This is a genomic window from Pseudomonas sp. 8 R 14 (assembly GCF_900005955.1).
Lineage (GTDB): Bacteria > Pseudomonadota > Gammaproteobacteria > Pseudomonadales > Pseudomonadaceae > Aquipseudomonas > Aquipseudomonas marginalis.
In genome coordinates, this window is record NZ_CVTH01000002.1 from 30,902 (window position 1) to 43,215 (window position 12,314).

The 12,314-nt window shown below is 63.1% G+C and carries 11 protein-coding genes; 4 read left to right on the forward strand and 7 right to left on the reverse strand.

All coding sequences use genetic code 11. The annotated features are described in order from the left end of the window. Positions 1–122: 122 nt before the first annotated feature. From BFQ01_RS00155 to BFQ01_RS00175, 5 genes are all read right to left on the reverse strand, one after another. Positions 123–893, reverse strand: a complete 771-nt coding sequence (locus BFQ01_RS00155) for a FadR/GntR family transcriptional regulator (RefSeq protein ID WP_065923784.1) — start codon at positions 891–893, stop codon at positions 123–125. Positions 894–1,000: 107 nt separating this feature from the next. Next, positions 1,001–1,750, reverse strand: a complete 750-nt coding sequence (locus BFQ01_RS00160; protein WP_065923785.1) for an alpha/beta fold hydrolase — start codon at positions 1,748–1,750, stop codon at positions 1,001–1,003. A gap of 108 nt (positions 1,751–1,858) precedes the next feature. Then, the gene (locus BFQ01_RS00165) at positions 1,859–3,271 is read right to left on the reverse strand and encodes an efflux transporter outer membrane subunit (RefSeq protein ID WP_065923786.1); all 1,413 of its coding nucleotides are present in this window, start codon (positions 3,269–3,271) and stop codon (positions 1,859–1,861) included. Then, positions 3,264–5,234: a MacB family efflux pump subunit gene (locus BFQ01_RS00170; RefSeq protein ID WP_065923787.1), complete on the reverse strand. Its 1,971-nt coding sequence runs from the start codon at positions 5,232–5,234 to the stop codon at positions 3,264–3,266. Before BFQ01_RS00170 ends, BFQ01_RS00165 begins: the two co-directional genes overlap by 8 nt. 1 nt (position 5,235) lies before the next feature. Beyond that, positions 5,236–6,405 carry an efflux RND transporter periplasmic adaptor subunit gene (locus tag BFQ01_RS00175; RefSeq protein WP_065923788.1) on the reverse strand — a complete coding sequence of 390 codons (1,170 nt, stop codon included), beginning with the start codon at positions 6,403–6,405 and terminating at the stop codon, positions 5,236–5,238. Positions 6,406–6,751: 346 nt separating this feature from the next. Here BFQ01_RS00175 and BFQ01_RS00180 point away from each other — a divergent pair, with 346 nt between their 5' ends. The 4 genes from BFQ01_RS00180 (at position 6,752) to BFQ01_RS00195 (ending at position 10,926) form a co-directional block, all read left to right on the forward strand. Further along, a complete protein-coding gene (locus tag BFQ01_RS00180; RefSeq protein WP_065923789.1) occupies positions 6,752–7,234 on the forward strand; it encodes a sigma-70 family RNA polymerase sigma factor in 483 nt (160 codons plus the stop codon). 119 nt (positions 7,235–7,353) lie between these two features. Then, positions 7,354–8,691 carry a lysine N(6)-hydroxylase/L-ornithine N(5)-oxygenase family protein gene (locus BFQ01_RS00185; protein ID WP_065923790.1) on the forward strand — a complete coding sequence of 446 codons (1,338 nt, stop codon included), beginning with the start codon at positions 7,354–7,356 and terminating at the stop codon, positions 8,689–8,691. A gap of 184 nt (positions 8,692–8,875) precedes the next feature. Next, positions 8,876–10,096 carry a putative DNA modification/repair radical SAM protein gene (locus tag BFQ01_RS00190; protein WP_027606175.1) on the forward strand — a complete coding sequence of 407 codons (1,221 nt, stop codon included), beginning with the start codon at positions 8,876–8,878 and terminating at the stop codon, positions 10,094–10,096. Continuing rightward, on the forward strand, positions 10,093–10,926 hold the full coding sequence (locus BFQ01_RS00195; protein WP_065923791.1) for a TIGR03915 family putative DNA repair protein: 834 nt from the start codon (positions 10,093–10,095) through the stop codon (positions 10,924–10,926). Before BFQ01_RS00190 ends, BFQ01_RS00195 begins: the two co-directional genes overlap by 4 nt. 52 nt (positions 10,927–10,978) lie before the next feature. On the opposite strand, the gene BFQ01_RS00200 is transcribed toward BFQ01_RS00195, so the two are convergent. Both BFQ01_RS00200 and BFQ01_RS00205 read right to left on the reverse strand, forming a co-directional pair. Then, on the reverse strand, positions 10,979–11,476 hold the full coding sequence (locus tag BFQ01_RS00200; protein ID WP_053138651.1) for an Lrp/AsnC family transcriptional regulator: 498 nt from the start codon (positions 11,474–11,476) through the stop codon (positions 10,979–10,981). Positions 11,477–11,481: 5 nt separating this feature from the next. After that, positions 11,482–12,312, reverse strand: a complete 831-nt coding sequence (locus BFQ01_RS00205) for an ABC transporter ATP-binding protein (protein WP_065923792.1) — start codon at positions 12,310–12,312, stop codon at positions 11,482–11,484. Positions 12,313–12,314: the final 2 nt, after the last annotated feature.

Below are 12,314 nucleotides of genomic sequence, written 5' to 3' on the forward strand. Positions count from 1 at the left end.
GGGTGACTCCCTGGTTTAGTTATTGGCAGGAGTAGCAAGGGCGATACGGTGGAGCAGGGCCTGTGGGCAGGCCTGTTATTGGGATAACGCAGTGAATGCAGTCAACTGTGGGAGGGGTGTTTTCAGTGGTTGTGGTCGAACTCCAGTAGAAAGTGCGGGCTGACCTGGCCTTCCAGCGCGGTCATATGGTGTTCGGCGTCGCACATATGTTCATGCATCAGGCTGCGTACCGCGCCTTCATCCCCGGCGCGAAAGGCGTTCAGCAGCTGTTTGTGATAGTCGAGGTTGGCCGCGTCGAACTGCTTGCGCTTGGGCTTGTAGGCTTTTTTCAGTACCACCAGGTCGCGCAGCAGGTCGTTGAGAAATTGCGCCATAAAGCTCAGCAACGGGTTGGGGCAGGCCTTGGCCAGCAAATTGTGGAACTCCAGTTCCGCCAGGCGTTGCTCACGCTGGCCGGCTTCGCTGTCTTCGGGGGCGCTGCAGAAATCCACGTTGTCCTGCAATGCCCGGTAGTCGTCCTCACTCAGGCGCCCGAGCACCGACACCGCCAGTTCCACTTCGATGACCTTGCGCAACTGGTACACCTGCTCGCCGTCCAGGTGCTGGAAGTGCAGGTAGTTACGCAGCGCGCGGCTGGCGGGTTCAGTGCCGGCCTGGTTCAGGTACGCACCGCCGCTGGGGCCGGTGCGCGTACTCACCAGCCCCTCGACCTCCAGGGCCTTGAGCGCTTCACGGGCCGAGCCCTTGGAGCACTGGAAGCTCTCCATCAGCTCACGCTCGGTGGGCAGGCGGTCGCCGGGCTTCAAGGCGTCGGTGACGATAGAGCGCTTGACCGACTCGACAATCACGTCGGACAGCTTCTGGCGTTTGCGGCGTAGCGGGCGACTCAGCATGGGTTCGATTTATCGTATTAATGCGGATAAATAGCACTTAATAACGATTGCGACGGAGCGTCAACGCAGGGTGTCGTTTTCGGCGGCAACAGGTCGTAAACGACGCGCTACTGCCTGCCTGCCACGTCAAGGCAGCGAGTCGACGGTGGCGGCTGTTTGCCATAGGCGAGGAAGTCACCCACCCATCGGTTGATACAGCCGCCGGCGTCCGGTTTGGCGGGCTCCTTGAGGCGCAGTTGTTCGACCCCAAGCCTACCCGCCATGGTGTGTTCGGCGTTGACCAGCACCATGCGTGCGACGCGCTCGGGAAACACTGCGGCATAGCGGCTGCCCAGGCGCGTGGCGATGGTGTCCCCCAGGTAATGCAGTTGGGCGTCGCCCAACTGGGCGCGTACGTACTCCAAGTCCCGTACGGCCTGTTCGACGCCATGCTCCTGAGTGAGGTCGCGGGGGCTGAGTTCGATCATGTCGTAGCGGTTGAGCAGCGTGCGATAGGCTTGTGTGGAATACGTGTCCCAGCGGCTGGCGAGGTGAATGGCGAAGGTGCTTCCGTAGTTTTTTTGCGCGGTGTCGCCGGCCTGGGTGAAGACCACGCCCTTGCGGTTCAGGGGATCGCGGGCGCCGACACGGGTCAGGTAGAGGCGCTGGTGGCCTTGCCAGGGGGCGGCATGGTTGCGCGGGACGGTGACGATGCCGCACTGGGTGCGCGACAGCACCTCGGGGTCAAGCCGTTCGGTGGTGGGGAGGGGGCAATCGAGCAGCCAATCAATGGCGGTGGGTTTGATCAGTGGCTCTGCCTGGCCAAGGTTTGCCATCAACCAGAGACAGCCGCACGCGAGGTATTTTGCAACATTCATCCAGTGTTCCCTGGCAGCCGTGTGATAGCGGCATTTTTTACCAAGGAACCTGAGTCGAAGAATGTAGGGGCGGTAGACGACTTATGTACGAAACTGGAGTTTCGTTTATCAGATGCTGGTTTTCCAACCGCCGCCCAATGCCTTGTACAGCGCAATGCTGGCCTGCAGGCGTGACAGTCGCAATTGCACGTTCAAGTCCTGGGCGGCATACAGGGTGCGCTGGGTTTCCAGTACCGTCAGCAAGTCCTCGGCACCCGCCTGGTAGCGGCTTTCGGCGATCTGGAAGGCGGTTTGGGCCTGTTGCAGTTCTTCCGTTTGCCAGTGGCGCTGCTGGTCCAGGCGCGTGATGCTGCTGAGGGCTTTTTCCACATCGGCAAAGCCGTTGATGATCGCGCCGCGGTAGGTTTGCAACAGCTCATCCTGGCGCGCGCGCGCCTTGTCGCGCTCGGCGCTTAAACGGCCGTTGTTGAAGATCGGCCCGACCAGGCCGGCCGTCAGCGTGTAGTAGGGGCTGCGCAGGACGTCCACGGCCTTGTAGGCATCGGAGCCGAGCGTGGCGCCGAGGGTCAGGGCCGGCAGCATGGCGGCGCGGGCCACGGTGACGTCCGCCTGGGCTGCCGCCAGTTCGGCCTCGGCCTTGGCAATGTCCGGCCGGCGGCTGAGCAGTTGGCTGGGCATGCCGGCGCCGATGGTTGGCCAGGTCAGCTCCTGGAAGGGTTCGGTGCCCAGGTCCAAGGCCTGGACCGGTTGGCCGAGGAGGGCGGCAAGGGTGATCTGGGATTCTTCGGCCAGTTGTTGAATCAACGGCAGCTGGCGTTGCTGGCTGGCCACCAGGCTTTTCTGCTGGGCCAGTTCCAGGGCCGTAGCGGAGCCTGCGTCGTAACGGGTCTGCACCAGGTCGAGGACGTTACGCGCATTGGTCAGGTTCAACTCGGCGATCTGCTGGCGCTGGCGCGCCGCGAGGGTTTGCGCGTAGCGGTCGGCGACGTTGCTGAGCAAGGTCAGTTCCACGGTGGCCTGGTCGAACTCGCTGGCGCGCAGACTGTGCAGGGCACTGTCACGGGCAGCGGCGCGGCCACCCCAGAAATCCACTTCGTAGCTGGCGGTGAAGTTGGCGCCGAAATTATCGACGGCGTCATCGCTTTGTGAGGCGTCAAGGTCCGGCCCGCCCGTGCCGTGCAACAACTTCTGGTGGCTGGCGGCAAGGTTGAACTTCACCTCGGGCAACAGTGGCGCCCCGGCAATCACCGCCGTGGCCTGGGCCTGGCGCACGCGGGCCATGGCGGCGGCCACGTCGAAGCTGTCACGCCGGGCCTGGTCGACCAGGCGGTTCAACTGCGGGCTGCCGAACTGCGTCCACCAGCGCTGGTTAGTGGCCTGGGCGGCGTCGCGTTCAGCGAACTGCCAGGCAGCCGGCGGCGCAATAGCGCTGTCCACGGCGGGCGGGTCACCGGCGCAGGCCGTGAGCAGCAGGCACAGGCCAAGTGCAGGCAGGTACGGGGGAATGGATCGTTTATTCACTGGTCAACGCCTTAACCGGATCGAGCCGGGCAGCTTTACGGGCCGGCATGAAGCCGAATACGACGCCGGTGACCAGTGCGCAAGCGAATGCGCCAAACACCGCCACCAGGGAGAACTGCACCGCCACCTTGGCCAGCACCAGCACGCCACCCACCAGCAGGGCCAGGGCAATGCCACACAGGCCGCCGACCACCGACAGCATCACCGCCTCGGTCAGGAACTGGCGCAGGATGTCGCGCTGGCGCGCGCCGGTGGCCATGCGAATGCCGATCTCGCGGGTGCGTTCGCGCACGGTCATCAGCATGATGTTCATCACGCCAATGCCGCCTACCAGCAGGGAAATCGCGGCAATCGAGCCGAGCATCAGCGACAGGGTATTCTGGGTGCGCGCCTCGGCCTGGATCATCGCCGCGTTGTTGGTCAGCTCGTAGTCGCGCTTGCCGTTGTGCAGCTTTTGCATCAACTGATCGATGGCCACTTCGGCCTCGTGGACTTTGCGCGCATCGGCGGCGGCAATCACCACGTATTCGGGGTTGTAGCTGCCGAACAGGCGCACGCTGGCGGCGGTGTAGGGGATGGCGATACGGTCATCACTGTCTTTGTTGCCGGAGCTGGCGCCTTTCTCCGCCAGCACGCCGATCACCTGGAACGGTACGTTTTCGATCAGGATGTACTGGCCGATGGGGTCGACCTCTCCCTTGAACAGCTTTTCCCGCACGCGATGGCCGATCACCGCCACGGTGGCGGCCGCATGCTCGTCGGCCGCCGTGAAGTAACTGCCCTCGACCACCGGCCAGTTGAAAATGTCCGGGAAATTGGTGTCATTGCCGCCCACATAGGCCATGTAGTCGACGTTGCCATAGCGCACGCCGGCTTCGGTGCCGTTGACCGGCATGATGCGCTTGATCTGGGGCAGCGCCGCCAGCGCCGCGACGTCATTGAGGGTAACGATACCCAGCGGCGTGCGCGGGTTGGGCGATGAGCCGCTGAGGTAGAGGATGTTGGAACCGAACGCGCCCATCTGCGCCATGACCTGGCGTTTGCTGCCTTCGCCCACGGCCAGCATCACCACCACCGAGGCTACGCCGATGATGATCCCCAGCAGGGTCAGCGCGGTGCGAAAACGGTTGATCCACATCACCCGCCAGGCGGCCTGGACCGCGTCCAGCAGTTCGGCTTTCCACGCGCCATTGTGTTCGGCGCCGTCGGCCAGGCGCTGGCGCAGGTCCACGGCTTGCAGCGCGCCGCGGGTGGCGGGTGGGGGCGCTGCTTCGTCATCGGCCGAGTCACTGATGATCAGGCCATCGCGAATCTCGATGATGCGGTTGGCCCGCGCCGCGACTTCACGGTCGTGGGTGATCAGGATCACCACATGGCCCTGGCTGGCCAGTTCGTCCAGCAGGGTCATTACCTCGGCGCCGCTGTGGCTGTCGAGGGCGCCGGTGGGTTCATCGGCAAGGATGATGTGGCCGCCGTTCATCAGCGCCCGAGCGATCGAGACACGCTGTTGCTGACCGCCGGACAGCTGGTGCGGACGGTTACCGGTGCGCTCGGCCAGGCCCAGGCGTGTGAGCAGCGCGTGGGCGCGGGCATGGCGTTCGGCGGCGCTGATGCCGGCGTAGATCGCCGGCATCTCGACGTTCTCCTGGGCCGAGCCCGAGGGGATCAAATGGTAGCCCTGGAACACAAAGCCGAACGCCTCGCGGCGCAGCCAGGCCAGTTCGTCGCTGTCCAGGTGGGCGACGTTTTCCCCCGCGAACAGGTACTCGCCCAGGCTTGGGCGGTCGAGGCAACCGAGGATATTCATCAACGTGGACTTGCCGGAACCGGAAGCCCCGACGATGGCGACGAATTCCCCGGCGTGGATCGACAGGTCGATGCCGCGCAACACGTCGACCTGCGGGCTGTCGCCACCGCCGTAGGATTTGCGGATGTTCTTGAGTTCGATCAGGGGCGTGGTCACCTCAACCCCCGTTGCCGTCGGCCGGGCCGATCAGCAGATGATCGCCTTCGTGCAGGCCGTCGAGCACTTCGACCCGCAGACGATCGCTGATGCCCAGGTGCACTTCACGTTCTTCGATGCGGCCGTTGGTGGCGACCACGCGGGCGATCTGCTTGTCGGCACTTGAGGTGCCCAGCAGCGCGGCCACCGGTGCGGTGAGGACATCCTTGACCTGGCTGGCGACGAAAAATACCTGGGCGGTCATTTCGGCCATCAGCGCGTTGTCGCTGTTGTCCACGTCCAGCAGCACGGTGTACAGCACCACGCGACCGCTGCCGCTCTTGCTGGAACTGTTGGGGCTGCCGCTGCCCTGGGTTTCATTCAGCGGCTTGGGCGGGATCGGCAGGATCTGCCGCACGGTACTGGTCCAGCGCCGGTTGCCGCCGCTGAGGGTGGTGAAGTAGGCGGTCATGCCCGGTTTGACGTGGCCGATGTCGGCTTCCGAGACTTCCGCCCACACGGTCATCGGCGACAACTTGGCGATCCGCAGGATCAGCGGCGTCTGCTGCTGGGCATTGAGGGTCTGGCCGACGCGCGCGTCCACCGCGACCACGGTGCCGGTCATCGGTGCGTAGATGCGCGTATAGCCCAGTTCCGCTTCATCGCTGCGCAGGCTGGCCTGGGCCTGGAGAATCTGCGCCTGGAACATGTCCATCCGGGCCTGGGTGGCACTCAGTTCGGCCTTGGCGGTTTGCACGTCTTCCTCGCGGGTGGCGTTGCCGGCGGCCAGGCGCTGCTGGCGCTGGTACTTCTGGCGGGCCAGGGCGTGCTGGGCCTTTTGCTCCTGCAACTGGGCCTTGAGGTTTTCGATGGCGTAGCGGCTGGCATCGAGCTTGGCTTTTTGCGTCGAGGGGTCGATCTCCACCAGCAATTGGCCCTCCTGCACCCGGTCGCCGGCTTCAACGTGGATCTTGCGAATCTGCCCGGACGCCTGGGCGCCCACGTCGACATACCGGCGCGGTTGCAGGGTGCCCAGGGCCGTGACGCTGTTTTCGATAGTGCCGCGGGTGACGGTGACGGTGGTCAGGTTGTCACGCCCCGGCGGCAACACCTGCCAGGCGGCGACGGCGATGATGGGAATCAGGCACGCGATAGCGAGCAAGGCGCGTCGGGCAGGTCGAGGGCGTTTCATGCTTAGGTTCCAGCCGGGAAAGTTCGGAGCGCAGTTGCGCAGAGCTGACAGTTAAACGAGAGAATTGGCCGAGGATTTAGGTTGTTACATAAGTGGTTACAGGTCTTGTGGAGAAAAAAAACGGCCTGTAGGTGCAAGTCTTGTTTAAAAGTAGATGAGAATTACTATAAATTGCACCTACCCAAACTGCCATTACTGAATGGCCTGTATTTGTGTAGGAGCGAGCTTGCTCGCGAAGAGCTCAATGACGCCGCGTTCACTCTGGTTTCCCGCGTTATCGTTGACGTACTTCGCGAGCAAGCTCGCTCCTACAGGACCTAATGCCGCCACCCGGTGGCCGGGAGTCATGTTGGAAAACTACTATCGCGAGCTGGTGTGTTTCCTCAACGCCAAGCTGGGCAACCGTCAGGTGGCCGAGGATGTGGTGCATGACGCTTATGTCCGGGTGCTGGAACGTTCCAGCGAGACGCCCATCGAACAGCCGCGTGCCTTTTTGTATCGCACCGCGCTGAACCTGGTGATCGATGGCCACCGGCGTAATGCCCTGCGCCAGGTCGAACCCCTGGAGGTGCTCGACAGCGAGGAGCGCTTTGCCGCCTGTTCGCCCCATGCCACCCACGACTACGGCCAACGCCTGGCCTTGCTCGAACGCGCCCTGGCCGAGCTGCCGGCGGCCTGTCGCGACAGCTTCCTGCTGCGCAAACTCGAGGGCCTGAGCCACCTGCAAATCGCCGAGCGCCTGGGTATTTCCCGCACCCTGGTGGAAAAACACATCGTCAACGCCATGAAGCACTGCCGGGTGCGGATGCGCGAGTGGGACGCGCACTGATCACTGATCGGTTAAATTTTTTTTCACTGTCCTCGTTTCCTATCAACACATGACCTGTTGTGCAGGTCTCGAAGGTATTCCCGCCCCACCGCCAAGGGGCTTATCCAGAGGACACTGGAATGACACAGGCAATTGCTTCGCCCGCGGTTCATGACCTGATCGGTATCGGTTTCGGCCCTTCGAACCTGGCGCTGGCCATCGCCCTGCAGGAGCGTGAAAAGGCGCAGGGCAAACTGGACGTACTGTTTCTTGACAAACAGGCCGATTACCGCTGGCACGGCAATACCCTGGTGACCCAGAGCGAATTGCAGATTTCGTTCCTCAAGGACCTGGTGACCCTGCGCAACCCCACCAGCCCGTACTCCTTCGTCAATTACCTGAAAGCCCACGACCGCCTGGTGGACTTCATCAATCTGGGCACCTTCTACCCGTGCCGCATGGAGTACAACGACTACCTGCGCTGGGTCGCGGGGCAGTTCCAGGCCCAGGCCCGCTACGGCGAGGAAGTGCTGGCCATCGAGCCGATCCTGCACCAGCAACAGGTCGAGGCATTGCGCGTGATCTCTCGCGATGCCCTGGGCGAGCAGCATGTGCGCACCACCCGTTCGGTGGTGGTCAGCGCCGGCGGCACCCCGCGCATTCCCGAAACATTCAAGGCCCTCAAGGGCGACAGCCGGGTGTTCCACCATTCCCAGTACCTGGAGCGCATGGCCACCCAGCCTTGCGTGGACGGCAAGGCGATGCGCATCGCCATCATCGGTGGTGGCCAGAGCGCGGCCGAAGCCTTTATCGACCTGAACGACAGCTTCCCATCGGTACAGGTCGACATGATCCTGCGCGGTTCGGCGCTCAAGCCTGCCGATGACAGCCCGTTCGTCAACGAAGTGTTCTCGCCGGCTTTCACCGACCTGGTGTTCCAGCAAGTCGGTGCCGAGCGCGAGCGCCTGGTCGCCGAGTACCAGAACACCAACTATTCGGTGGTCGACCTCGACCTGATCGAGCGCATCTACGGGATTTTCTACCGCCAGAAAGTCTCCGGCATCGCCCGCCAGGCCTTCCGCACCATGACCGTGGTCGAGAAGGCCACCCCCGGCCCCCTGGGCATCGAACTGGCCCTGCGCAACAACGCCAGCGGCGAAACCAGCGTCAACCATTACGACGCGGTGATCCTCGCCACCGGCTACGAGCGCGAGACCCACCGCGCATTGCTGGCGCCGCTGGAGGAGTATCTGGGTGATTTTGAAGTGGCGCGCGACTACCGCATCGTCACCGATGAGCGCTGCAAGGCCGGCATCTACATCCAGGGCTTCAGCCAGGCCAGCCATGGCTTGAGCGATACGTTGCTGTCGGTACTGCCGATTCGCGCGGATGAGATTGCGGCGTCGCTGTTTGAAAACGACCGTAGCCGTGGCAAGGGGCGTTCGGTGCAGGATTTGCTGCTCGCCACTGCCAGCTGACCGCCCTTGTAGGAGCGAGCTTGCTCGCGAAAATCGTCAACGATACGCGGGCATTCTGGATTAACGCGTTGTTCTTGCGTTCTTCGCGAGCAAGAACTAGGCGTCCCCCTCGCTCCTACAGGTGGTACTAGCAACACTGTTGGGCTACTGGTACTGTACAAAAAACCAGTATCGGTAGCCTTCCATGCAGTTGATCGAAAAACTCAGCATCCTTGCCGACGCGGCCAAGTACGACGCCTCCTGCGCCAGCAGTGGCGCGCCCAAGCGCAGTTCGGAGGGCAAGGCGGGTCTGGGCTCCACCGATGGCATGGGCATCTGCCACAGCTACACGCCGGACGGTCGTTGCGTATCCTTGCTCAAGGTGTTGCTCACCAACTTCTGCCTCTACGACTGCCAATACTGCGTCAACCGCCGCTCCAGCGACGTGCCCCGTGCACGCTTCAGCCCGGAGGAGGTGGTCACCCTGACCCTGGATTTCTACAAGCGCAACTGCGTCAGCGGGCTGTTCCTCAGCTCCGGCATCATTCGTTCGGCCGACTACACCATGGAGCAGTTGGTGCGGGTGGCCAAACTGCTGCGCGAAGAGCATGACTTTCGCGGTTACATCCACCTCAAGACCATCCCCGAAGCCGACCCGGCGCTGATTGCCGAGGCTGGGCGCTACGCCGATCGCCTCAGCGTGAATATCGAACTGCCCACCGATGCCAGCCTGCAAACCCTGGCGCCGGAAAAGCAGATCGTCTCGATCAAGCAGGCCATGCAGACCATCTACACCGGCGAGCAGACAGTCCTGAACGAACCCCGCGCACCGCGTTTCGCCCCGGCCGGGCAGAGCACCCAGATGATCGTCGGCGCCGACGAGACCGACGACAGCACCATCCTCCACAGTGCCGAGGCGCTGTATGGCAACTTCAAGCTGCGCCGCGTGTATTACTCGGCCTTCAGCCCCATCCCCAACAGCCCGAAAAGCGTGCCACTGGCCGCGCCGCCGTTGATGCGCGAGCATCGCTTGTACCAGGCGGATTTCCTGCTGCGCAGCTACGGCTTCAGTGCCAACGAACTGTTCGAAGGCCCCGGCCACCTGGCCCTGGACATCGACCCCAAGCTGGCCTGGGCCCTGGAGCACCGCGAGGTATTCCCCCTGGACCTGAATCGCGCCGAGCCGACCTTGATCGCCCGCATCCCAGGGATCGGCCTGCGCACCACCCAGCGCCTGGTGGACCTGCGCCGCGAACGCAAGATCCGCTTTGAAGACCTGGCGCGCATGCGCTGTGTGCTGGCCAAGGCCAAGCCGTTTTTCATCACCAGTGACTACCACCCGCAACAGGCGGACAGCACCAGCGTGCTGCTGCGCGAGCAACTGCGCGACCGCCCGCAGCCGCAGCAGATGGGGTTGTGGGGATGATCAGCCTGGAATGCGACAACCTTTTCAGCACCTGGCGCGAACAGGCGCGCTGGCTGCTCAGCCATCAGGTCGACCCCAGCCAGGTCAGCTGGGGCGAGATGCAGGCGGCGGATCTGTTTGCGACCGATGAGCCGATCCCCGCAGGCTTGGGGCCGTTCCAGGCGCGCATTCCCAAGGCGCTGCTGGAGTTGCTGGAGTCGGCCGCCTGCTACCACGGCGACCAGCGTTGGAGCCTGTTGTACGAAGTGCTCTGGCGCGTCAGCCATGGTGACCGCACCGCGATGCTGGCGGGGGATAAACTCGGCACTGAGCTGCAGCGGCGCATCAAGCAGGTCAGCCGCGAGGCCCATCATCTGCATGCGTTTGTGCGCTTTATCGCCTTGCCGGCAGGGGCAGGGCCCGAGTTGCCGGAGTACGTGGCCTGGCATGAGCCGGCCCATGACATTCTCAAGAGCGCCAGCCAGCATTTTGTCGGGCGCATGGGGCGCCATCGCTGGATGATCGCCACGCCGTTGGATGGGGTTTATTACGATGGCGAACAGTTGATTCATCAACGCCAATGCCCTGAGGCCTGGCAGCAGCTGGCGCAGAATGTCGAGGATCCCCACAGTGCGATGTGGCTGACGTACTACAGCCATATCTTCAACCCGGCGCGGTTGAACCCCAAGGTGATGGAAGGGCACTTGCCGAGCCGGTTCTGGAAGAATCTGCCCGAGGGCAAGTTGATCCCGGGGTTGATCAGCGAGGCACGTACGGGGAAGCAGAAGGATGGGCAGGCGAAGATGATTGGCACCAAGCTCGGCAAGCGTATTTCAAGCGGGCGCGGTTAAAAATCTGGGAGGGGCAAACCCCTCCCACATTGGATTTCCAGTGTTTGAGGATCTAGGCCAGTTCGATGGCGGTATTTTTCACCACCGCCAACTCCGGATGTGCCACCAACTTATCGATGTGCAACTCATCATTGTTCAGCCAGATCTCCGATACCACCCGGTAGTGCTCCATGTCCCGGCAGCGCATGCGCAGGCTGTAGTCGAACGGCCCGCTGATCAGCTGGCATTCGAACACCTGGGGGCACGCCTTCATACAGGCTTCGAAGGCCTTTTGCGCCGAGCGCCCGCTCTGGTTGGACAAGGCCACCAGCACCAGCAGCGACAGTCCGGGCGAGACCATCTGTACATCGATGATCGCGCCGTACCCGCGAATCACCCCGCGTCGCTCCAGCTTGCGCACCCGCTCCAGGCAGGGCCTGGGGGTGAGGTGCACCAGTGACGAGAGCTTTTCATAGGTGATACGCCCCTGGTGGCGCAGCACTTCGATGATCGCCTCATCGATGCGATCCAGCGCAGGGGAGGTATGGGGTCCGTTGGCCTTGGTATCCATGGGTTTCACTTCAAACGGTTGGAAAGAAATTGCTGCAAGCGCTCGCTGTTGGGGTGGTCGAGGATCTCGGCGCCGCCTTGTTCCTCGACTCGGCCCTGATGCAGGAACAGCACTTGGCTGGACACCTGGCGGGCAAAGCCCATTTCGTGGGTGACCATCAGCATGGTACGACCTTCCTCAGCCAACGTCTGTATGACTTTGAGGACTTCTCCTACAAGTTCGGGGTCGAGGGCGGAGGTGGGTTCATCGAACAGAATGATTTCCGGCTCCATCGCCAGGGCCCGCGCGATGGCCACGCGCTGTTGCTGGCCGCCGGACAGGAACGCCGGGTACTGATCGGCCACGCGGCCCGGCAGGCCGACCTTGTCGAGGTACATGCGCGCGCGTTTTTCCGCTTCGGCGGCACTTACCCCCAGCACCCGGCGCGGGGCTATGGTGATGTTTTCCAGCACGGTCATGTGGCTCCACAGGTTGAAGTGCTGGAACACCATGGCCAGGCGCGTACGCAGGTTCTGCAATTGTTCCTGGTGCGGCGCACGGGCGCCGGCGCGGCCCTGGCGCATTTCGATGCTGATGCCGTCCAGGGTGATGACGCCGGCGTCCGGCTGTTCGAGAAAATTGATGCAGCGCAGCATCGTGCTTTTGCCCGAGCCGCTGGCGCCGATCAGGCTGATCACGTCGCCATTGCGGGCGTTGAGGGACACGCCCTTGAGCACTTCGTGTTCGCCGTAGCGTTTATGGATGCCTTCGGCCTGCAGCTTGACGGCAGCAGTTGCCGCCTGGGTAACGGGTACATCGACAGGATAAGTGGCCAGGGCCTGCGCGGACTGATTCATGG

Coding starts and splice junctions, on each gene's coding strand:
- BFQ01_RS00155 (WP_065923784.1), bottom strand. CDS start 893: ATGCTGAGTCGCCCGCTACGCCGCAAACGCCAGAAGCTGTCCGACGTG.
- BFQ01_RS00160 (WP_065923785.1), bottom strand. CDS start 1,750: ATGAATGTTGCAAAATACCTCGCGTGCGGCTGTCTCTGGTTGATGGCA.
- BFQ01_RS00175 (WP_065923788.1), bottom strand. CDS start 6,405: ATGAAACGCCCTCGACCTGCCCGACGCGCCTTGCTCGCTATCGCGTGC.
- BFQ01_RS00180 (WP_065923789.1), top strand. CDS start 6,752: ATGTTGGAAAACTACTATCGCGAGCTGGTGTGTTTCCTCAACGCCAAG.
- BFQ01_RS00185 (WP_065923790.1), top strand. CDS start 7,354: ATGACACAGGCAATTGCTTCGCCCGCGGTTCATGACCTGATCGGTATC.
- BFQ01_RS00190 (WP_027606175.1), top strand. CDS start 8,876: ATGCAGTTGATCGAAAAACTCAGCATCCTTGCCGACGCGGCCAAGTAC.
- BFQ01_RS00195 (WP_065923791.1), top strand. CDS start 10,093: ATGATCAGCCTGGAATGCGACAACCTTTTCAGCACCTGGCGCGAACAG.
- BFQ01_RS00200 (WP_053138651.1), bottom strand. CDS start 11,476: ATGGATACCAAGGCCAACGGACCCCATACCTCCCCTGCGCTGGATCGC.
- BFQ01_RS00205 (WP_065923792.1), bottom strand. CDS start 12,312: ATGAATCAGTCCGCGCAGGCCCTGGCCACTTATCCTGTCGATGTACCC.